The sequence below is a fragment of the Streptomonospora mangrovi genome, assembly GCF_027604915.1.
Lineage (GTDB): Bacteria > Actinomycetota > Actinomycetes > Streptosporangiales > Streptosporangiaceae > Streptomonospora > Streptomonospora mangrovi.
On sequence record NZ_JAJAQC010000005.1, the window covers coordinates 18,197 to 39,457 of the forward strand.

15 protein-coding genes are annotated in these 21,261 nt (G+C 73.7%); 3 read left to right on the plus strand and 12 right to left on the minus strand.

Annotated features, from left to right (window positions below; translation table 11 throughout):
• Positions 1-48: 48 nt before the first annotated feature.
• Positions 49-945, minus strand: a complete 897-nt coding sequence (locus LG943_RS04170) for an SGNH/GDSL hydrolase family protein (protein WP_270070828.1) — start codon at positions 943-945, stop codon at positions 49-51.
• Between the two features lie 338 nt (positions 946-1,283).
• On the opposite strand from LG943_RS04170, the gene radA reads away from it, so the two are divergent.
• Entirely contained in the window at positions 1,284-2,648 is a 1,365-nt protein-coding gene (gene radA / locus LG943_RS04175; protein ID WP_270070829.1) for a DNA repair protein RadA, read from the plus strand.
• Positions 2,649-2,801: 153 nt separating this feature from the next.
• On the opposite strand, the gene LG943_RS04180 is transcribed toward radA, so the two are convergent.
• Positions 2,802-3,530 carry a hypothetical protein gene (locus LG943_RS04180; RefSeq protein WP_333486323.1) on the minus strand — a complete coding sequence of 243 codons (729 nt, stop codon included), beginning with the start codon at positions 3,528-3,530 and terminating at the stop codon, positions 2,802-2,804.
• Between the two features lie 134 nt (positions 3,531-3,664).
• Here LG943_RS04180 and LG943_RS04185 point away from each other — a divergent pair, with 134 nt between their 5' ends.
• Entirely contained in the window at positions 3,665-4,540 is an 876-nt protein-coding gene (locus tag LG943_RS04185; protein ID WP_270070830.1) for an HhH-GPD family protein, read from the plus strand.
• 121 nt (positions 4,541-4,661) lie between these two features.
• On the opposite strand, the gene LG943_RS04190 is transcribed toward LG943_RS04185, so the two are convergent.
• The 4 genes from LG943_RS04190 to LG943_RS04205 form a co-directional block, all read right to left on the minus strand.
• On the minus strand, positions 4,662-5,645 hold the full coding sequence (locus LG943_RS04190) for a DUF3105 domain-containing protein (protein WP_270070831.1): 984 nt from the start codon (positions 5,643-5,645) through the stop codon (positions 4,662-4,664).
• Positions 5,646-5,795: 150 nt separating this feature from the next.
• Positions 5,796-8,306, minus strand: a complete 2,511-nt coding sequence (locus LG943_RS04195) for an ATP-dependent Clp protease ATP-binding subunit (protein WP_270070832.1) — start codon at positions 8,304-8,306, stop codon at positions 5,796-5,798.
• Between the two features lie 510 nt (positions 8,307-8,816).
• The gene (locus LG943_RS04200; protein ID WP_179767786.1) at positions 8,817-9,155 is read right to left on the minus strand and encodes a histone-like nucleoid-structuring protein Lsr2; all 339 of its coding nucleotides are present in this window, start codon (positions 9,153-9,155) and stop codon (positions 8,817-8,819) included.
• Positions 9,156-9,382: 227 nt separating this feature from the next.
• Positions 9,383-9,658 carry a hypothetical protein gene (locus LG943_RS04205; protein WP_270071011.1) on the minus strand — a complete coding sequence of 92 codons (276 nt, stop codon included), beginning with the start codon at positions 9,656-9,658 and terminating at the stop codon, positions 9,383-9,385.
• 624 nt (positions 9,659-10,282) lie between these two features.
• Here LG943_RS04205 and LG943_RS04210 point away from each other — a divergent pair.
• Positions 10,283-13,750: a UvrD-helicase domain-containing protein gene (locus tag LG943_RS04210; protein WP_270070833.1), complete on the plus strand. Its 3,468-nt coding sequence runs from the start codon at positions 10,283-10,285 to the stop codon at positions 13,748-13,750.
• Between the two features lie 16 nt (positions 13,751-13,766).
• Here the strand turns inward: LG943_RS04210 and LG943_RS04215 are convergent, their stop codons facing one another.
• The 6 genes from LG943_RS04215 to panC form a co-directional block, all read right to left on the minus strand.
• Entirely contained in the window at positions 13,767-14,312 is a 546-nt protein-coding gene (locus LG943_RS04215; RefSeq protein ID WP_408648544.1) for an amino-acid N-acetyltransferase, read from the minus strand.
• A gap of 13 nt (positions 14,313-14,325) precedes the next feature.
• Positions 14,326-14,685 (minus strand): LuxR C-terminal-related transcriptional regulator, encoded by a 360-nt coding sequence (locus LG943_RS04220; RefSeq protein WP_408648538.1) that lies wholly within the window; start codon positions 14,683-14,685, stop codon positions 14,326-14,328.
• Positions 14,686-15,316: 631 nt separating this feature from the next.
• Positions 15,317-16,813, minus strand: coding sequence for a bifunctional lysylphosphatidylglycerol synthetase/lysine--tRNA ligase LysX (gene lysX / locus LG943_RS04225; protein WP_270070835.1), 1,497 nt, complete (start codon positions 16,811-16,813; stop codon positions 15,317-15,319).
• A 108-nt stretch (positions 16,814-16,921) separates the two neighbouring features.
• Entirely contained in the window at positions 16,922-17,701 is a 780-nt protein-coding gene (locus LG943_RS04230) for a type III pantothenate kinase (protein WP_179767790.1), read from the minus strand.
• Between the two features lie 34 nt (positions 17,702-17,735).
• Complete coding sequence (locus LG943_RS04235) at positions 17,736-20,324, minus strand: L-aspartate oxidase (RefSeq protein ID WP_270070836.1); 2,589 nt, start codon at positions 20,322-20,324, stop codon at positions 17,736-17,738.
• Between the two features lie 37 nt (positions 20,325-20,361).
• Complete coding sequence (panC, locus tag LG943_RS04240; protein ID WP_270070837.1) at positions 20,362-21,222, minus strand: pantoate--beta-alanine ligase; 861 nt, start codon at positions 21,220-21,222, stop codon at positions 20,362-20,364.
• Between the last annotated feature and the right edge of the window lie 39 nt (positions 21,223-21,261).

Genomic DNA, 21,261 nt, shown 5'->3' on the forward strand with positions numbered 1-21,261 from the left:
CCGGCCCCCGGCGCGCGGCTCCCCCGGCCCCTGCGCCCCGTCGCGCGCTCACACCAGCGGGCTGTCCGTGCGCACCCCCAGCGACGTGAGCACCCGGTCGCCGACCTCGGCCATGCCGTCGGCGTTGGGGTGCACCGGCGCGGTCGGGCGGGTGGGGAAGATCCCCTCGACCCAGCGCTGCGAACGCGGCGCGCACATGTCGTGGCCGGGGCCGGAGGCGTCCACGAACACCGTGCCCGCCTCGGCGGCCTCCTTCTCGATCACGGCGTTGAGGTCCTCCCACACGCCGTAGAGGTAGGGGATGTCGCCGGTGGCGTAGGGCACCTGGAGGCACCCCTTGTCGGCGGGCAGGAGTTCGAGGTAGCCCACGACCGCCACGGTGGCCTCGGGGCTGCGCTCGCGGATGCCCGCCAGGACCTCGCCGACCGCGTCGCCGGTCTCGGGGATGCGCCGGGCGAGTTCGTCGCGGCCCTGGGCGTCGGTGTAGTGGTCGCGGCACGGGTCGCCGGTGAGGTCGGTCACGCTCACCGCCAGGCACGTCAGCGCGATGTCGACGAAGCCGAGGTCGTTGCCGCCGATCCCGACCGTGACCAGGGTGGTGTCGGGGGTGAGCGCGTCGAACTGCGGCGGCGCGGTGTCCAGCGCGAGGGTCTGCGGCTCGGTCATGTGCCGGGTCTCGGCGCCCGAGCAACTGGCGTCCACGAACTCCGCCGCGCCCAGCGCCTCGGCGACCACGTTGGGGTAGTTGTTCCGCGAGCGCAGGCACAGCGCGGGGTCGCCGTACTGCTGGGGGATGAACGGCCCGGCGGTGAAGGAGTCGCCGAGCGCGACGTAGCGGGCGGAGAGGTCCTCGGCGTGCGCGGCGGCGGGACCCAGGAGGGCGCCGGCTCCGGCGAGCGCGGCGAGGGCGGCGGCGGTGCGGCGGCGGGCGGACGGTGCGGACACGCGGTACTCCTCGTGCTGGGCGCGCCGGTCCGGCGCGCGGATGCGAAGGACGCATGCGGGGATGCGAGGGGTCTGCGGCACCGGGATCGCGGCGGGGTGCCGCACCGAATGTCAGCGCGCGCGTGCGGGCGGTCAACCGCGCGGACCGCATCCGGCCAACGACTTGACGCGACCACGCTACTACGCAGGGTGTCCGCGGGCGGGCGGCACGCCGGAGCCGGACACGCGCCGCCGCCGGCGGGCGGCGCCGGTCCCCGCGACGGCCCCGCCGCTCCCCGCGCCGAGCCCCGCGACGGCGGCGGCGCGGAATGTCACCGCCAGCCGCTACCGTGCAGACCATGGCCAAGGCTGCGAAGACCACGTTCCGCTGCGCCGAATGCGGCTGGACCACGTTCAAGTGGGTCGGCCGCTGCGGCGAGTGCCAGGCATGGGGCACCGTCGAGGAGGCCGGCGCCCCCGCCACCACCGTGATCGCCCCGGCCCGGGTCACCGCCCCGGCCCAGCCCATCACCGACATCAGCGTCGAGGCCGCGCACGCCACCCCCACCGGTCTGGACGAACTCGACCGCGTGCTGGGCGGCGGCGTGGTGCCCGGCGGCGTCATGCTGCTCGCCGGCGAACCCGGCGTGGGCAAGTCCACCCTGCTGCTGGAGGTCGCCGCGCTGTGCGCCGAGGCCGGCCCGGTGCTCTACGTCACCGGCGAGGAGTCCACCGGCCAGGTCCGGCTGCGCGCCGAACGCCTCGGCGCGCTCTCGCCCAAGCTCTACCTCGCGGCCGAGACCTCGGTCGCGGCGCTGGTCAGCCACGTCGACGCGGTCGCGCCCGCCCTGCTCATCGTCGACTCCGTGCAGACCATGGTCTCCCCCGACGTCACGGGGGTGCCCGGCGGCGTCACCCAGGTCCGCGAGGTCGCCGGCGCGCTGATCCGGCTGGCCAAGGAGCGCGGCATCGCCACCGTGCTGGTGGGCCACGTCACCAAGGACGGCTCCATCGCCGGCCCCCGGCTGCTGGAGCACCTGGTCGACGTCGTGCTCCAGTTCGAGGGCGACCGCCACTCCCAGTTGCGCATGCTGCGCGCCGTGAAGAACCGCTACGGCCCCACCGACGAGATCGGCTGCTTCGAGCTGACCGACTCCGGCATCATCGGCCTGCCCGACCCCAGCGGCCTGTTCCTCACCCGCCGCAACGAACCCGTGCCCGGCACCTGCGTCACCGTCACCCTTGAGGGCCGCCGGCCGCTGATCGCCGAGGTCCAGGCTCTGGTGGCGTCGTCCAACCTCCCCCAGCCGCGCCGCGCCACCTCCGGCCTCGACACCGCGCGGGTGAACATGGTCATGGCGGTGCTGGAGCGCCGCGCGCGGGTGCGCATCGCCAACGCCGACGTCTACGCCTCCACCGTGGGCGGGGTGCGGCTGGGCGAGCCCTCGGTCGACCTCGCGCTCGCGCTGGCCGTTGCGAGTTCGGTACGCGACGAACCCCTGCCGCGCGGCCTGGTGGCCATCGGCGAGGTCGGCCTGGCCGGCGACGTCCGCGCGGTCAGCGCCGTGCAGCGGCGCCTGGCCGAGGCCCAGCGGCTGGGGTTCACCCGCGCCATCGTGCCCCGGCACAGCGAGGAGCCGGTGGAGGGCATCGAGACCGTGGGGGTCGACGACGTCGCGGCGGCGCTGCGCGCGGCCTTCCCCGCCCGCCAGCGCCAGGACTGAGCCGCCCGCACACCGCCCGCCTGGCCGGGCCGGCCCGGCCGGGCCGGCCGGCCCGGGGCCGCGCACACCCGCGCCCCCGGCGCCGGGGCGGTGACCCGGGCGGCGGGGGCGCGGTGAATCCTTCGGGGGCGGGGGACGACGGGGGACGGCGCGTCAGTTGAGCCGGAACACCTGGGGTTCGGCGCCCTCGTCGTAGTCGCTGTGCAGCGTGGCCACGTAGGTGCCGGGCCGCTTGGCGTTGACCTCGTCGTCGCGGCAGTCCTTCCACGAGCGGGTGCGGTCCCAGGTGAACGTGGTGGTGTAGGGCACCCCGCGCCGCAACTGCTGGCGCTCGGCGCCCGAGCCCTCCACGCAGTCGGCCGTCGAGAACACCCGGTCCTCGCCCGAGGTGATCCGGATCTCCATGGCCTTGCGGCCGGTGTCCACCGTGCACGTCTGCTCGGCGGTGTTGACCAGGGTCAGCTCGAACTTCGGCCGGTCGTTCCAGTCGTGGTCGGACTTGGTGACCTCCATGGTGACCACGATGTCGGAGGGCCGGCAGGGGTCCTCGGCGCGCACCGGGACGGCCACCGACCCGCCGCCGGATCCGCCGCCGTCCGAGCCGCCGCCGGAGTCGTCACCGGAACCCCCGGCGCCGCCGCCGGCGCCACCGGAGCCGGCCGCGCCGCCGGAGCCGCCGCCTTCGGCGTCCTCGCCGGCGCTCGGGGACGCGCTGGGCGAGGCGCTGGGAGAGGCCGAAGGTGAGACACTGGGGGACGGCGACTCCTCGGGTGACGCGCTGGGTTCGCCGCCGCCGGCCGCGCCGCCGTCGTTCTCCTCCGACGACGCGCGGGTGCACGCGTAGGTGATCAGCGCCACGACGACGAGGACACCCACCAGCACGAAGACACGCCTTCTCCAATACGTTTCGGGACTCACCGGTCCCGGATGTCCAGCACTTGACGCCATGGCGCGTAGTATTCCGGGTTTCCCCGCGCCGCACCTACTCAACCCGCCGAACCCCACACCGATTGCGCATGTTCGACAACCCTTACAGCACAGCGGTTCTCGCCTGGTACGAGACCAACGCCCGCGACCTCCCCTGGCGCCGCCCCGACGCCTCCCCCTGGTCGGTGCTGGTCAGCGAGATCATGCTCCAGCAGACCCCCGTCGTGCGGGTGCTGCCCGCCTGGGAGGCGTGGATGGCGCGCTGGCCCACCCCCGCCGACCTGGCCGCCGAGCCCTCGGGCGAGGCGGTGCGCATGTGGAACCGGCTGGGCTACCCCCGCCGCGCGCTCAACCTGCACGCCTGCGCCCGCACCATCGTGGAGCGCCACGGCGGCGAGGTCCCCGACTCCCACGCCGACCTGCTCGCGCTGCCGGGCGTGGGCCCCTACACGGCGGCGGCGGTGGCCAGCTTCGCCTTCGGCCAGCGCCACGCCGTGCTCGACACCAACGTGCGGCGGGTCCTGGCCCGCGCGAGCACCGGGGTGGAGTACCCGCCCAAGACCCAGACCCGGGCCGAGGTCGCGCTCGCCGAGTCGCTGGTGCCGCCCGAGCCGGCGGTGGCCGCCCGGTGGGCGGTGGCGGTCATGGAGCTGGGCGCCCTGGTGTGCACGGCCCGCTCGCCGGCCTGCGCCGACTGCCCCATCGCCGGGCTGTGCGCCTGGCGGCTGGCCGGCAAGCCGCCCTACGACGGCCCGCCCCGGCGCGGCCAGACCTACGCCGGGACCGACCGCCAGGTGCGCGGCCGGCTGCTGGCGGTGCTGCGCGAGGCCACCACCCCGGTGCCCAAGGCGGCGCTGGACGTGGTGTGGGACGAGCCGATCCAGCGGGAGCGCGCGCTGGACGCGCTGGTCGCCGACGGCCTGGTGGACCCCCTGGAGGACGGCACCTACGCGCTGCCCGGCTGAGCCGCGGTGCCCGGTGCGCCGGGCACGGAGGACACGATGAAGGGGGGCGGGCGCCTGGGCGCCCGCCCCCCTTCATCGTGGCTCCCGCCCCCGCGACCGGGGGGTGGACCGCCTAACCCGCCTAGACCGGCTCGCCGGTGATCCCGGTGCCGCCGCTGCACGGCGCGCCGGGCTCCAGGGTCTGGGGGCCCTGCACGTAGGTGTTGAGGAACTCGGTCAGCCGGGGGTCGTCCGCGGAGTCCAGGACGAGCTGCTTGCCCCAGGCCGAGGCGACGATCCGGCCGGGCAGGTCGTCCATCGGGCTGACCACCAGGTAGTCGCCGTCGCGGTAGAGCCCTTCGAGCGTGGCGAGGTCGGTGGCGGACACCGAGCCGCTGTTGTAGGTGATCCACACGGCGCCGTGCTCCAGCGAGTGCACGGCGTTCTCGTCGGGCACGGGCTGGGTGTAGACGCCGCAGTCCAGCCAGATCGGCGAGTGCGGGCCGCCCACCGGCGGGTGCACCGGGTACTCCACCGGCTCCTCGGTGTGGGTGGGGTCCAGGTTGTCGAAGGTGCGCACGCCCTCGATGTCGCCGGGCTCGACACTGCCGGAATCCGCGCCCGGGGGAGGGCCGGGCGGGCCGCTCATGGACATGTAGACGACCGCGCCGCCGCCGGCGACCACCAGCACGAGCACGACCGCCGCCGCGCCGAGGACCCACCACAGGGCGCCGCCGCCGGAGCGGCGCCGCGCGCCGCCCTGCTGCGGGGGACCGCCGTAGGGCGGTCCTCCGGGCGGTCCGCCGTAGCCGGGCGCGCCGGGGGGCGGTCCGTACTGGCCGGGCGCGCCCGGTCCGCTCGGCCCGCCCGCGGGTCCGTACTGGCCGGGGGCGCCGGGAGCGCTGGGGCCGCCGTGGGCGGCGTGCTCGCCCTGCTGCCCGGGGTGTCCCTGCGGGCCGGGCTGGCCGGGGTGGCCCTGCCGGCCGAACTGCCCGGGGTGCGGGCCGGTCGGCCCCTGGGCGCCCTGCTGCGCACCGGGAGCGCCGGCGTCGGGGGCGCCCTGCTGGTGCGGCCCCGGCGGTTGGGGCCGGTCGGGCTGCTGCGGGAGGTTGTCGGGAGAAACCACGGGCAAACCCTATCGGGCCGCGCCGCCGATCCGGGTCCCCGCCCGCCTGTCCCGCCCCACGCACGCGAAAGGGGCGGTCCCGTAGGACCGCCCCCTGGCCGCTCGCTCGGGAGCGCGGGCCGGAGCGTGCTCCGGCCGGTGCGCGCCGGGCTACTCGCCCTTGCCCGCCGCGGTCTCCTGCACCTGCGGGGTGTCGGGGACCGACTCGGGCTTGGGCACGCCCTGGAAGGTGAACTTGGCCTCGGTGCCTTCGCCCTCGACGTCGATCACGACGATCTGGCCGGCCTTGAGGTCGCCGAACAGGATCTTCTCCGACAGGGCGTCCTCGATCTCGCGCTGGATGGTGCGGCGCAGCGGCCGGGCGCCCAGCACGGGGTCGTACCCGCGCTCGGCCAGCACGTTCTTGGCCGCCGGGCGCAGCTCCAGACCCATGTCGCGGTCCTTGAGGCGCTCGTCCAGCTTCTCGACCATGAGGTCGACGATGTCGATGATCTCGGCCTGGGTGAGCTGGTGGAAGACGATGACGTCGTCCACGCGGTTGAGGAACTCGGGCCGGAAGTTCTGCTTCAGCTCCTCCTGGACCTTGGCCTTCATCCGGTCGTAGTTGGTCTTGGCGTCGTCCTCCTTGGCGAAGCCCATGGCCGCGCCCTTGGAGATGTCCCGGGTGCCCAGGTTGGTGGTCATGATGATGACCGTGTTCTTGAAGTCGACGTTGCGGCCCTGGGCGTCGGTGAGGCGCCCTTCCTCAAGAACCTGGAGCAGGGAGTTGAAGATGTCGTTGTGGGCCTTCTCGATCTCGTCGAACAGGACCACGGAGAACGGCTTGCGGCGCACCTTCTCGGTGAGCTGGCCGCCCTCCTCGTAGCCGACGTAGCCGGGAGGCGAGCCGAACAGCCGCGAGACGGTGTGCTTCTCCATGAACTCGCTCATGTCGAGCTGGATCAGCGCGTCCTCGTCGCCGAACAGGAACTCCGCCAGCGTCTTGGACAGCTCGGTCTTGCCGACGCCCGAGGGGCCGGCGAAGATGAACGAGCCGCCGGGGCGCTTGGGGTCCTTCAGGCCGGCGCGGGTGCGCCGGATCGCCTGGGAGAGCGCCTTGATGGCGTCCTCCTGGCCGATGACCCGCTTGTGGAGCTCGTCCTCCATGCGCAGCAGGCGGGAGCTCTCCTCCTCGGTGAGCTTGAAGACCGGGATGCCAGTGGCCGTGGCCAGGACCTCGGCAATCAGCTCCTCGGTGACCTCGGCGACGACGTCCATGTCGCCGGCCTTCCACTCCTTCTCGCGCTGGGCCTTCTTGGCGAGCAGGCTCTTCTCGTCGTCGCGCAGCGAGGCGGCCTTCTCGAAGTCCTGCGCGTCGATCGCGGACTCCTTGTCGCGGCGCACCGCGGCGATCTTCTCGTCGTACTCGCGCAGGTCCGGCGGCGCGGTCATGCGGCGGATGCGCATGCGCGAACCGGCCTCGTCGATGAGGTCGATCGCCTTGTCGGGCAGGAACCGGTCGCTGATGTAGCGGTCGGCAAGCTGCGCGGAGGCCACCAGGGCGGAGTCGGTGATGGAGACGCGGTGGTGCGCCTCGTAGCGGTCCCGCAGGCCCTTGAGGATCTCGATGGTGTGGGAGATCGTGGGCTCGTCCACCTGGATGGGCTGGAAGCGCCGCTCCAGGGCGGCGTCCTTCTCCAGGTACTTGCGGTACTCGTCCAGCGTGGTGGCGCCGATGGTCTGGAGTTCGCCGCGCGCCAGCATCGGCTTGAGGATGGAGGCGGCGTCGATCGCGCCCTCGGCGGCGCCCGCGCCCACGAGCGTGTGCAGCTCGTCGATGAACAGGATGATGTCGCCGCGGGTGCGGATCTCCTTGAGGACCTTCTTCAGCCGCTCCTCGAAGTCGCCGCGGTAGCGGCTGCCCGCCACCAGCGCACCGAGGTCGAGGGTGTAGAGCTGCTTGTCCTTGAGGGTCTCGGGGATCTCGCCCTTGACGATCTTCTGCGCCAGCCCCTCGACCACGGCGGTCTTGCCGACGCCGGGTTCGCCGATGAGGACCGGGTTGTTCTTGGTCCGGCGCGACAGCACCTGCATGACGCGCTCGATTTCCTTGTTCCGGCCGATGACCGGGTCGAGCTTGCTCTCGCGCGCCGCCTGGGTGAGGTTGCGGCCGAACTGGTCCAGCACCAGGGAGGTGGACGGCGTGGACTCCGAAGAGGCGCCGGTGGCCTGGGGCTCCTTGCCCTGGTAGCCGTGGAGCAGTTGGATGACCTGCTGGCGCACGCGGTTGAGGTCGGCGCCCAGCTTCACCAGCACCTGGGCCGCGACGCCCTCGCCCTCGCGGATGAGGCCGAGCAGGATGTGCTCGGTGCCGATGTAGTTGTGGCCGAGCTGCAACGCCTCGCGCAGGGACAGCTCCAGAACCTTCTTCGCGCGGGGGGTGAAGGGGATGTGGCCGGAGGGCGCCTGCTGGCCCTGGCCGATGATCTCCTCCACCTGCTGCCGAACCGCTTCGAGGCTGATTCCCAGGCTCTCCAGAGCCTTCGCGGCGACGCCCTCACCCTCGTGGATAAGGCCGAGCAGGATGTGCTCTGTACCAATGTAGTTGTGGTTGAGCATCCTGGCCTCTTCCTGGGCCAGGACCACCACGCGCCGTGCGCGGTCGGTAAACCTCTCGAACATGTCTCGTCGCTCCTCACAGAGCGGTCAGGCAGGGACGGAAGCTCCGACCCTCGCTTTCCGCATTTCGGCCCCAAGGGGAAAGTTCCAGGAGGCGCATCCGCACCCCGTCCGACCCGGCGGCCGGCACGCCGACGCGCCCGACGGACACACCGTGCACGGAGGCTGCTGAATCCAACCGCCCGTGCAAGAGACTTTCCCCGACGATAGGGCGTTCACCCTCATCCAACTACCGATCGGGGCCTTCGTGTTCCAAGTACGCCGCAAGCGAACGGCCCGCGCGCCCTCGTTGAACGGGGGCACGCGGGCCGTGGTGCGCATTCGCGCGGCGCTTTGCTTTCAGCGAACACGATCGGACGCGAGCGGGCGAGCGTGAGCGGGCACCGCGAGCACCGTGCCCCGGGAGAGCACGGTGCCGGCGGGGCGGGCCCGGCAGGTAATGGCCTTGCGCGGGTCTCTCGGGTCCGGAGGGCTCCGCGCAACCGCCACTCGTCAGCGGGCGGCGCCGCGCGCTCAGCGCTGGGCGGCCTCGTACTCGGCCACGATGGCGGCCGGGATGCGGCCGCGCTCGTTGACCTGCTTGCCGGCGGCCTTCGCCCACGCGCGGATCTCGGCGCTGCGCTCACGGCTGGGCGCGCTGCGCTGCTGGCGGCGGTTGGCCCGTCCCCCGCTCTTGGCCGGCGCCTTGCGGGCGGCCTCGACGTAGGGAGCCAGCGCGTCGCGCAGCTTGCTCGCGTTGGCGGCGCTGAGGTCGATTTCGTAAGAGGAGCCGTCGACTCCGAACGAAACGGTCTCCTCGGCCTCGCCGCCGTCGAGATCGTCGACGAGAAGCACCTGAACCTTTTGTGCCATAGATACAAACCTTTCCAGCAGAGCGGTGCGAGGGCACCTGAATGTAAAGCTAGCCGGAGAGAAGCGGAAAGACAATTCTCGGCGCGGCGGAAACCCGGCGGAGGTATGCCCTGGGACGGCTCCCGGTGCAAATGACCGGTCAACGGCTGATACGACTCCGGTCCCCTGCCCGGGGACCGGAGTCGTTAACGCGCGGGGCGGCCGGGCCCCTTTCCCATGCGTTGCCGTTAGCGGTCGGCGGAGTCGGGGGCATCGGCGGGGAGTTCCGTACGGGAACTCACCGAACCCTTTGCCCCGTCATCCGCTGCAACACCATCGGTCGCGGACGCGGTCGCCGTTGTGGCGCCCGCGGGCGCGCGGCCGGATGCGGTGTCGGTCTCGCTGACGAGGCGGCCGTCCGAAGTTCTCGGCGCCATCTCCTTACGGAGCAGCTTGATGACGAACGTGCAGAAGACCGTCGCGACAACAGCAGGGGGGATCAGCGCCGACAAAACTTCTTCCATCGAGCGCACACCCCTTCCTTGTTGTTACTTTATGCAGCAATTACCCCACGGAGGGACGCCGCGCGACACGGTTCGCCCGGAGGTGCGGCGCCCTCGCCCATACACGGGCGCGGGCAACAGCGGACATCGTCAAACACCAGCAGGCATCAGCAAACACAGCCATCATAGACACCGTGCGCACCGGTTCGGACCCCGCCCCGAAGAAGGCTTAGGAACGCACCAAAAGCCCGCCGTATAAGGCGTTCCGGGGCGGCCCGGCGGGTGTGCCCGGCCCGGGCGGCCGGCGACCGCAACCGAATCGCCGTTGAAATGACGGCGGTTCGCGACCGCGCGCGCCCGCGGATTGGCCCGCGCGGCGCGCGGACGGTTATGGGCCGCCGGTGCGCCGCCCGGTGGAGCGCCTTGGCCGGGGTGGTCCGAGCGGTGCGCGGACTTCCCCGTCCAATGCCCAGATTACCTGCTGCTATGTCCCGATCCCGCACCGCCTCCCGCCCCCGGGATAACCGGTGTGCGGGCCGTGGGGGTTGCCGGAACGTGGCACCCTGACTCGGGGCGAGTCCGACATCCGCGAGTTAGCACCGCCCCGCCGGAGACGGCGACCGTGGGCATTGGGAGGTCCTCATCGTGGAGTTCCACGCAGATCTGCATATTCACTCCAAGTACTCACGGGCCTGTAGCAGGGATTGCGACCTTGAGCACCTGGCGTGGTGGGCCGCGCGCAAGGGTATTCAGGTGGTGGGTACGGGTGATTTCACTCACCCTGCCTGGCGCGAGGAGTTGCGCACCAAACTCGTGCCGGCCGAACCCGGGCTGTTCCGCCTGGCGCCCGATATCGAGGCCGAGGTGCTGCGCACTCTGCCGCCCTCGTGCCGGAATCCGTGCCGGTTCCTGCTGTCAGTGGAGATCTCCACCATCTATAAACGGGGCGAACGCACCCGAAAGGTGCATCATTTGCTCTACGCCCCCACCATGGAGGCGGCCGAGGCGATCACGGCGGATTTGGCGCGCATCGGCAATCTCGCCTCCGACGGCCGCCCTATCCTGGGCCTGGATTCGCGCGACCTGCTGGAGATCACACTCGCCAGCGACCCGGCGAGCTACCTCGTGCCCGCGCACGTGTGGACCCCGTGGTTCGCCGTTCTCGGCTCGAAATCCGGATTCGACGCCGTGGCCGACTGCTATGGCGACCTCGCCGACCACATCTTCGCGGTCGAGACCGGGCTCTCCAGTGACCCCGAGATGAACTGGACGGTGTCCTCACTGGACGCCTACACCCTGGTCAGCAATTCCGACGCGCACTCCCCGCCCATGCTCGCCCGCGAGGCCACCCGGTTCGACACCGACCTGGATTACCACGCCATCCGCCGCGCGCTGGAGACCGGCGACGGATTCCGCGGCACCGTCGAGTTCTTCCCCGAGGAAGGCAAATACCATCTCGACGGGCACCGCAAATGCGGCGTGCGCCTGGAGCCCCACACCACCCGCGAGCACGGCGGGCGCTGCCCGGTGTGCGGGCGGCCGGTGACCGTGGGGGTGTCCCACCGCATCTACGACCTCGCCGACCGCCCGCTGGGCCACCGGCCCGAGGGCGCCGCCGGGTTCGCCAACCTGGTGCCGCTGCCCGAGATCGTCAGCGAGATCGTGGGCGTGGGGCCCAAGAGCAAGCGGGTCCAGGGCGAGGTCGGCCGGCTGGTGGCCGAACTGGGCTCGGAGCTGGACATCCTCGCGGCGCTTCCGGTGGAGGACGTCGCCCGTGCCGGCGGCACGCTGCTGGGCGAGGCGATCACCCGGCTGCGCGCCGGGCGGGTGGTGCGCGACGCCGGCTACGACGGCGAGTACGGCACCATCCACGTGTTCGAGCCGGGCGAGCTGGCGGCCGCCGCCGCGTCCGCGCCGGCGCTCTTCGACGAGTCCGAGCTGCGGCCGGCCGCGCCCCGCACCCCGCGCGCCGCCAAGTCGTCCCGCCGTACGCCCTCGGGCGGCGGCGCGGGCGGCACCGGCGGGTCCGGCGGGTCCGGCGCCACGCCGAAGGCGCCGCGCGCGGGTGCGGCCGGCACCACCCGCCCGGCCGCCGCCGAGGACGCCGCCCCCGCCGAGGGCGGCTCGGCACCCCGCCGCCCGCGCGGACCCCGCGCCGACACCGCCGGCACCGGCACCCAGACGCTCCTCGCCGACACCGACACCCTCCTGGTGGAGTCACCGGCCGCCGCCACCGCCGGGGCGCTGGCGGCCGCCTCAGCGCCGCCTAGGGCAAACCCGGCCGCCGCGCCAGAGGCCGAGGTCCCCGATGCGCCGGCCGAGGGTCCCGACGCGCCGGCGCTGTTCCCCGAGGCGGCGCCGCCGGCCCCCTCCGCACACGGCGTCCTCGACGGCCTCGACCCCGAGCAGCGCGCCGCCGCCGAGTCCCCCGGCGGTCCCCTGCTGATCGTCGCCGGGCCGGGCACCGGCAAGACCCGCACGGTCACCCGGCGCATCGCCCACCTGGTCGCCGAGCGCGGGGTGCCCGCCGAGCGGTTCCTGGCGATCACCTTCACCCGGCGCGCCGCCGAGGAGCTGGCCGAGCGCCTGGCCGACCTGCTCGGCCCGGCCGCCGCCGGCGTCACCGTCGCCACGTTCCACCGGCTGGGCCTGCTGATCCTGCGCGAGCACCACGAGCGCGCCGGCCTGTCCCCCGCCTTCCAGATCGCCGACGCCGCGCGGGCGCTGGAGGTCGCCGCCGAGGTCGCCGGCTCCGAGCGCGAGGGCCGCCGGCTGCTGGCGCGCCGCGACGCCCCCGGCGCGGCTCCCGAGGGCGCCGAGGGCCTTGACCCCGCGCTCGCCGCCTACGAGGCGCGGCTGCGCGAGCTGGACCTGGTCGACTTCGCCGGTCTGGTCGCCCACGCGGTGCGGCTGCTGGAGGAGGACCCCGAGCTGGCCGCCGCCTACCGCGCGCGCTGGCCGTGGGTGAGCGTGGACGAGTACCAGGACGTGGACGAGCGGCAGTACGCCCTGCTGCGGCTGCTGACCGGCCCCGAGGGCAACGTCACCGCCATCGGCGACCCCGACCAGGCCATCTACGGTTTCCGCGGCGCCGACGTGGGGTTCTTCCTGCGCTTCACCGCCGACTACCCCACCGCCGCCACGGTGCGGCTGTCCCGCAACTACCGGTCCAACGCCACCATCGTCACCGCCGCCGCCCAGGCCATCGCGCCGTCGTCGCTGGTGCCCGGCCGGGAGCTGCGGGCCGTCGGCGACTTCCTCGACCCGCCCCGCATCGGCCTGCACGCCGCCGCCGACGAGCGCGCCGAGGCGTCGTTCGTGGCGCGCGCCATCGACCGGCTGCTGGGCGGGACCTCCTGGCACTCCCTGGACAGCGGCCGGGTCACCGGCGAGGGCGACGGCGGGCTGTCCTTCAGCGACATCTGCGTGCTCTACCGCACCGACGCCCAGAGCCAGGCCGTCATGAGCGCGTTCAACACCGCCGGCGTGCCCTACCAGAAGCGGTCCCACGACCGGCTGCTGGCGCGGCCGGGCGTGCGGGCGCTGGCCGCCGAGCTGGCGCACCACCCCGGCGGGGCGGTGGCCGAGCGGGTGCGCACGGCGGTGGCGGCGCTGTGCGAGCGGCACTCCGGCGACCCCGACACCGTCGCCGACCTGCGCACCGCCGGCGAACTGGTGCTGCCGCTGGCCCGCCAGTGCGGCGACGACCTGCCGGAGTTCCTGTCGGCGCTGGCCCTGGGCGCCGAGGTCGACGCCCTGGACCCCCGGGCCGACCGGGTGGCGCTGCTCACCCTGCACGCCGCCAAGGGCCTGGAGTTCCCGGTGGTGTTCCTGGTGGGCTGCGAGGACGGGCTGCTGCCGCACCGCCTGCCCGGCGCGGCACCGCAGGACACCGACGAGGCCGAGGAGCGGCGGCTGTTCTTCGTCGGCATGACGCGGGCCCAGCAGCGGCTGTATTTGTCGCGGGCGCGGCGGCGCACCCGGCGCGGCGCGACGGCCGACGCGGCGCCCTCGGCGTTCCTGGACGCGATCGACCCCGCGCTGACGATGCCGGTGGACGAGGAGTCGGCCGCGCGCCGGCGGCCCCGCGACCGCCAGATGCGGCTGCTGTAGGGGCGGCGGGACCGGGTCAGCCCTCGCGGGTGTCGGCGGGCTGCGCCAGGTGGACCAGCATGCGGGTGTTGCCAAGCGTGTTGGGCTTGACCCGGTCCAGGTCGAGGAACTCCGCCACGCCTTCGTCGTAGGAGCGCAGCAGTTCCTCGTAGACGCGGGGGGAGACCGGGGTGCCCTGGATCGGCCGGAAGCCGTGCCGGGCGAAGAACGCGGTCTCGAAGGTCAGGCAGAACACGCGGCGCACGCCCAGGTCGCGGGCGCGGTCCAGCAGGACCGAGACGATGCGGTGGCCCACCCCGCGCCCCTGGACGGCGGGGTCGACCGCCACCGTGCGGACCTCGGCGAGGTCCTCCCACAGCACGTGCAGCGCGCCGCAGCCCACCACCGCGCGGTGCTCGCCTTCGCCGAGTTCGGCGACGCAGAACTCCTGGATGTCCTCATACAGGGTGACCGTGGTCTTGGCGAGCACCCGGCGTTCGCCGGTGAAGGAGTCGACCAGCCGCCGGATGTGGGGGACGTCGCCGGTGCGGGCGCGGCGGACGGTGACCTGGGTGGCGTGCATGACGCGCATCAGCTTACTTGAGCCCGCCCGGCCGGACCGGGCGCGCCGACGCGGACGGGCTGACGCGGACGGGCTGACGCGGACGGGCCGCCCAGACGACGGCCTCGATGGGGGTGTTCACGCCCAGTTGGTCGCAGATCGCGCGCAGGCGCCGCCGCAGGGTGCGGGCGCTCAACTCCAGCCGGCGCGCCGCGACGTCGGTGGTGACGCCGGTGGCGATCTCCGCCAGCAGTTGGAGTTCGTCGTCGGTCAGGCTGACCGGAAGGGGCTGGGCCCCCTCGGGTGCCGGCACCGGTGCCGGCACGATGCCCTCGCGCATCAGGGACACGCCGGGGTCCTTCACGGCACGACGTACGAGTGTGGCCTGTTCCACTCCGTCCTCCCTCATCCGTGGTGAGTGCGGAACATCAACTCGTCGCCGCAGCGGCCTGCACGGGGCGGAGGCGCGAGCCTCTTGGCGCGCGGGCGCCGACGTTCCCCGCGACCGGGTCCCGGCCTCCGGCAGGACCGCTTCTCTGGCACAGAAGCGGACACCGGCGGGCGCGAGGGCGCGCGGTCGCGGTCGGCGCGATCTGGGACGGACAGATCGCGCGCGGGCGCTCACGGCAAAGGACGACGGGAACGCGCCGAAGCCGTGCCCAGCCATCCTCACTCACCGTCAAGTCGATCCACTACGGCAAACCAGCGGAGGAATACTCCGCTTGCCTCGAAACGCTAAGCCGAGGAGCACAACCCGTCAAGGTGCCGGTGACTACACAAAGTGACGAGACGATCATCGCAGGTCACAGGCACATTTACGAGAAAATCTCAGAGCTGAGAATGACCTGCGAAAAGAACCTTCACTACCGGGGATTTCACGCGCTTTCGGGCCGCGGACCGGTATTCACAACATGGCCTGAAGGACAGCCCCCGCAGGCAGGGACTTTCGGAGACAACCGAATATCACGATCCCGCAACGAGGCGGCGCGGGGCGCCCGGAGCGTGCCGCCGGGCGCCCCGCGCGCTCACTCGGGCTTGACGAGCGGGAAGAGGATGGTCTCGCGGATGTTGCGCCCCGTAAGCGCCATCAGCACCCGGTCGATGCCCACGCCCACCCCGCCGCTGGGCGGCATGCCGTACTCCAGCGCGCGCAGGAAGTCCTCGTCGAGCTGCATGGCCTCGGGGTCGCCGCCGGCGGCCAGCAGCGACTGCTCGGTGAGGCGGCGCCGCTGCTCGACGGGGTCGACCAGCTCGGAGTAGCCGGTGCCCAGCTCCATGCCGAACCCGATGAGGTCCCACTTCTCGGTGAGCAGGGGGTCGTCGCGGTGCTGGCGGGTCAGCGGGCTGGTCTCGACGGGGAAGTCGCGGACGAAGACCGGCTCCTGGATGGTGTGCTCGACCAGCTCCTCGAAGAGGTGCTCGATGAGCTTGCCCTGGCCCCAGGCGGGGTCCCACTCCACGCCGCGCGCGTCGGCGAGCTTGCGCACGGTCTCCACCGGCGTGCGCGGGGTGACCTCCTCGCCCAGGGCCTCGGAGACCGTGCCGTAGAGGGTCACCGAGCCCCAGGTGCCGCCGAGGTCGTACTCGCGGTCGCCGCGCCGCACCACCGTGGTGCCGAACACCGCGCGGACCGCCTCCTGGAGGAGTTCGCGGGTGAGGTCGGCCATGGAGTCGTAGTCGCCGTAGGCCTGGTAGAACTCCAGCATCGTGAACTCGGGGTTGTGCGTGGAGTCCGCGCCCTCGTTGCGGAAGTTGCGGTTGATCTCGAAGACCTTCTCGATGCCGCCCACAACCAGCCGCTTGAGGTACAGCTCGGGCGCGATCCGCAGGTAGAGGTCGAGGTCGTAGGCGTTGATGTGGGTGGTGAACGGCCGCGCGGTGGCGCCGCCGTGCACCCGCTGGAGCATCGGGGTCTCGACCTCCAGGAAGCCCCGGGCGTCCAGGCCGTTGCGCAGCGCGCGGACGGCGGCCGAGCGGCTGCGCACCATGGAGCGGGCCTCGGGGTTGACGATGAGGTCGACGTAGCGCTGGCGCACCCGGGCCTCGGGGTCGGTCAGCCCCTTGTGCTTCTCGGGCAGGGGGCGCAGGCACTTGGCGGTCAGCGCCCAGGAGTCGACCATGATCGACAGCTCGCCGCGGCGGGAGGTGATGACCTCGCCCTCGACGCCGACGTGGTCGCCCAGGTCGATGTCGGACTTCCACGCGGCCAGGGACTCGGGCCCCAGCTTGTCCAGCGACAGCATGACCTGGAGGTCGCCGGTGGAGTCGCGCAGGGTGGCGAAGCACAGCTTGCCGCCGGTGCGGTAGAGCATGACGCGACCGGTGACGCCGACGCGCTCGCCGGTGGCCGAATCGGGCGCGAGGTCGCCGTGTTTGTCCCGGACGGCACCGATGGTGGTGGTCCGGGGGAACCCGAGCGGGAAGGGGTCGGTGCCCTCCGCGCGGATGCGGTCCAGTTTCTCGCGCCGGACCCGCATCTGTTCGGGCAGGTCGTCGTACGATTCGTCCAGCACTCCAGTCACGCCCCCGATCCTATCCGCGCCCGGAGGCCCGCTCGGCACACCGGGCGGGGCCGGGACCGGCCGGGCGGGACCGGGCGCGCGCGGTGCCCGCGCCCCGCCCCGCGCGGCTCAGGTGTTGCGCTGGAACACCAGCCGCAGCCCGATCAGGGTCAGCCAGGGCTCGTGCACGTCGACGGTCTCGCACTCGTCGACCACCATCGGCGCCAGCCCGCCGGTGGCCACCACGGTGACCTCGTCGGCGTCGTCGGTCAGCTCCTGGGCCATGCGGTCCACGATCCCGTCGACCTGCCCGGCGAACCCGAACACGATCCCCGAGCGCAGCGCCTCGGTGGTGTTCTTGGCGATGACGGTGCGCGGCTTGACCAGCTCGACCATGTGCAACTGGGCGCCGCGCCGCGACAGCGCCTCCACCGAGATGTCGATGCCCGGGGCGATGGCGCCGCCCACGTACTCGCCCTTGGCGCTGACGGCGTCGAAGGTGGTGGCGGTGCCGAAGTCGACCACCACCGCCGGGCCGCCGTAGAGCTGCACGGCGGCCAGCGCGTTGACGATCCGGTCGCTGCCGACCTCCTTGGGGTTGTCCATGCGCACCGGGACGCCGGTCTTGACGCCGGGCTCCACGATCACCGCCGGGACGTCGCCGAAGTGGCGGCGGAACATCTCGCGCATCTCGTGCTGCACCGAGGGCACCGAGCAGCACAGCGAGATGCCGTCGACGGCCCCGGCGCCGATCATCGAGCTGCCGCCGATCAGCCCCTGGAGCACCACCGCCCACTCGTCGGCGGTGCGCCGCGCCTCGGTGGAGACGCGCCAGTGCTCCAGCAGGTCCTCGTCGTCGAAGAGCCCGAGAACCGTGTGCGAGTTGCCGACGTCGATCGCGAGCAGCATCAGTGGGGCCTCTCCTGGTCCGTTCCGGAGGATCTCAGTGAATGTCCCGAAGATCGAGCGCAATGTCCAGAGCTGGGCTGGAATGGGTCAGCGCGCCCACCGCGAGGAAGTCCACACCGGTGGCCGCCACGGCGGCGGCGTCGGCGAGGGTGAGGCCGCCGCTGGCCTCCAGGCGGGCCCGCCCGGCCACCAGTTCCACGGCCTCGCGCAGCCGCTCCACGGTGAAGTTGTCCAGCAGGATCTCCTCGGCGCCGGCCGCCAGCGCGGGCTCGACCTGGTCGATCCGGTCGACCTCGACCTCCAGCGGCACGCCCGGGTCGGCCCGGCGCACGGCGCGCACGGCCTCGGCCACGCCCCCGGCGGCGAGCACGTGGTTGTCCTTGATGAGGGCGGCATCGGCCAGACCGAAACGGTGGTTCACGCCGCCCCCGCAGCGCACCGCGTACTTCTCCAGCGCGCGCAGCCCCAGGTGGGTCTTGCGGCTGTCGCGGACGCGGGCGCCGGTACCGGCCACGGCGTCGACCCAGGCGGCGGTGGCGGTGGCGATCCCCGACAGGTGGGTGAGGACGTTGAGGGCGGTCCGCTCGGCGGTGAGCAGGTGGCGGGTGCGGGCGGTGACGGTCATCAGCACGTCGCCCCGGCGGACACGGTCGCCGTCGGCCACGTGCCGGCGGACCTCCATGACGCCCTCGGTGACCTGGTGGAACACCAGCTCGGCCACGGGCAGACCGGCCACGACGCCCTCAGCACGGGCCACCACGTCGGCGGTGCGGATCTGGGCGGCGGGGATGGTGGCGGCGGTGGTGACGTCCACGCCCACACCCCCGCCGGGCAGCAGCAGGTCCTCGCGCAGCGCGGCCGCGACCCGGTCGGCCAGCGCCCGCGCCCCGCCCCCGGAGTGGTTGCCCGAGCGGACCACGTCGGCCAGCTCGGCGAGGGCCTCGGTCGGGGCGCCCACGGGGCCGCGCCGCTTCAGGGCGGTCCCCAGCGCCAGCCCCACCCGCACGTGGCCGCGCGCCGGCGTGCCCGCCGCCGCGCCGGCGGCCTCGGCGTCGGCGCGCAGGCGCCGCAGCGCCGCGCTCACCAGCAGGGTCGCCACGGTCAGCAGGTTGGCGGCCTCCCACGCGGGCGTGCCGGGCACGGCGTCGGCGTTGCGGGGGTCGGCGGCCACGGCCCGCAGCTCGGCCAGCGCGGCCTCCAGCCCGGCCTCGTCGCGGACGACCCCGGCGTGGCGGGACATCACCGCGCGCACGCGCGGCACCAGCTCGGGGGCGACCAGCCCGCCGGGGCCGTCGGGGGCGGCGGCCGGGCGGGCGCTGGCGGGCTCCCCGCCGGCGGCCAGGTCCTCGGCGACCCGGTGGGCGAACACCACGCTCTCCAGCAGCGAGTTGGAGGCCAGCCGGTTGGCGCCGTGCACGCCGGTGCGCGCGACCTCGCCCACGGCGTAGAGCCCGGCCACCGTGGTGCGCCCGCGCAGGTCGGTGCGCAGCCCGCCCGAGGCGTAGTGGGCGGCCGGCGCGACGGGGATCGGCTCGGTCACCGGGTCGATGCCGTGCTTGCGGCACGCCGCCAGGATGGTGGGGAAGCGCTCCTCCCACATGGCGGCGCCGAAGTGGCGGGCGTCCAGCAGCACGTGGTCGGCGCCGGTGTCGGCCATGGCCGCGGCGATGCCCTGGGCCACCACGTCGCGCGGCGCGAGGTCGGCCAGCTCGTGGCGGTCAGCCATGAAGCGGCGGCCCCGGGTGTCCAGCAGGAACGCGCCCTCGCCGCGCACCGCCTCGGAGATCAGCGGCTGCTGGCCGCGCGCGTGGGCGCCCAGCCACAGCACGGTGGGGTGGAACTGGACGAACTCCAGGTCCTCGGCCTCGGCGCCCGCGCGCAGGCCGGCGGCCAGGCCGTCGCCGGTGGAGACCTCGGGGTTGGTGGTGGCGGCGAACACCTGGCCGATGCCGCCGGTGGCCAGCACCACGGCGCGCGCGGCGACTCGCCCCACGCCGTCGCGCTCGCCCTCGCCCATCACGTGCACGGTGACCCCGGCGGCGCCGGCGCGGGGGCCGCCCGCCTCGGAGGCGGGGGCGACCGGCAGCAGGTCGGGCACGAAGGCGTGCTCGATGACCTCGATGCGGGGTTCGGCGGCGACGGCGGCGATCAGCGCGCGCTCGATCTCGGCGCCGGTGGCGTCGCCGCCGGCGTGGGCGATGCGGCGGGCGCGGTGGCCCCCCTCGCGGGTCAGCGCCAGGCTGCCGTCGGCGGCGCGGTCGAAGGCGGTGCCGCGCTCCACCAGCCAGCGCAGCGCCTGCGGGCCGGCGGTGACCAGGGTGCGCACCGCCGCGACGTCGCACAGCTCGCGCCCGGCCACCACGGTGTCGACCATGTGGGCCAGCGGGGCGTCGGAGGGGTCGGTGACGGCGGCGATCCCGCCCTGGGCCCAGCGGGTGGAGCCGGTGGAGAGCAGGTCCTTGGTGACCAGCACCACGCGCCCGTCCGGGGACAGCTCGGTGTAGCGCAGCGCGGTGCTCAGCCCGGCGATGCCGGAGCCCACCACGACCACGTCGGTCTCGACGGTCCAGCCCGGCGCGGGCGCCGCGAGTCTTCGCGGCAGGGCGAAGGGGTTGTCCGGCACCGGGGTCCTCCTTGTCCGCCGCCGCCCCTCGCCGAGGTCACAGGGTGAGCGGCACGTTGTCGATCAGCCGGGTGCGGCCCACCCGCGCCGCCACGAGCAGCACGGCGTCGCCCCGGTGGTCGCCGGCCACCTCGGTGAAGGTGGCGGCGTCGACCAGGGCCAGGTAGTCCACCGTCACCGGCGGAGTGGCCTGAGCTGCCTCGTCGAGGACCGCGCGGGCCGCACTGAGGATACCCACCGGTCCGGTGACCGAGGCGTCCGCCCCGGCCAGCAGCGCGCGGGACAGGGCCAGGGCGCTGCGCCGCTCCTCGGGGCTGAGGTAGGCGTTGCGGCTGGAGGAGGCGAGGTTGTCGGGGTCGCGCATGGTGGGCGCCGCCACGACGGTGACGGGCATGTTGAGGTCGCGCACCATGCGGCGGACCAGGGCGAGCTGCTGGGCGTCCTTCTGGCCGAAGACCGCGATGTCGGGGCGCACCAGGTTGAACAGCTTGTTGACGACGGTGAGGACCCCGCCGAAGAACCCGGGGCGGAACGCCCCCTCCAGCACGGCGCCCATGGGGCCGGGGTCGACCCGCACGATCTGCTCGCCGGGGTACATGTCCTCGACCGAGGGGGCGAAGACCAGGGCCACGCCCTCCTCGGCGCACACGGCGAGGTCGGCGTCGAGGTCGCGGGGGTAGCGCTCGTAGTCCTCGCCGGGGCCGAACTGGAGCGGGTTGACGAACACGCTGACGACCACGGCGTCGGCGTGCTCGCGCGCGGCGGCGATGAGGGAGCGGTGCCCGCTGTGCAGGGCGCCCATGGTGGGCACCAGGGCGACCCGTCCGAGCCGGGAGCGCAGCCGGCGGAGCTCCTCGGGGGTGCGGGCGAGCGCGGGGGCGGGGATGGGGTCGGTCATCGGGGGCTCTTTCGTGGGGTTCCGGGTGCGGGGCCGGCC

Excerpts from the sequence above, each read along its gene's own strand:
- LG943_RS04185 (WP_270070830.1), top strand. The coding sequence starts at position 3,665 with ATGTTCGACAACCCTTACAGCACAGCGGTTCTCGCCTGGTACGAGACC.
- LG943_RS04230 (WP_179767790.1), bottom strand. The coding sequence starts at position 17,701 with ATGCTGCTCGCGATCGACGTCGGCAACTCGCACACGGTTCTCGGGCTC.
- LG943_RS04200 (WP_179767786.1), bottom strand. The coding sequence starts at position 9,155 with ATGGCACAAAAGGTTCAGGTGCTTCTCGTCGACGATCTCGACGGCGGC.
- LG943_RS04195 (WP_270070832.1), bottom strand. The coding sequence starts at position 8,306 with ATGTTCGAGAGGTTTACCGACCGCGCACGGCGCGTGGTGGTCCTGGCC.
- LG943_RS04215 (WP_408648544.1), bottom strand. The coding sequence starts at position 14,312 with ATGCACGCCACCCAGGTCACCGTCCGCCGCGCCCGCACCGGCGACGTC.
- radA (WP_270070829.1), top strand. The coding sequence starts at position 1,284 with ATGGCCAAGGCTGCGAAGACCACGTTCCGCTGCGCCGAATGCGGCTGG.
- panC (WP_270070837.1), bottom strand. The coding sequence starts at position 21,222 with ATGACCGACCCCATCCCCGCCCCCGCGCTCGCCCGCACCCCCGAGGAG.
- LG943_RS04205 (WP_270071011.1), bottom strand. The coding sequence starts at position 9,658 with ATGGAAGAAGTTTTGTCGGCGCTGATCCCCCCTGCTGTTGTCGCGACG.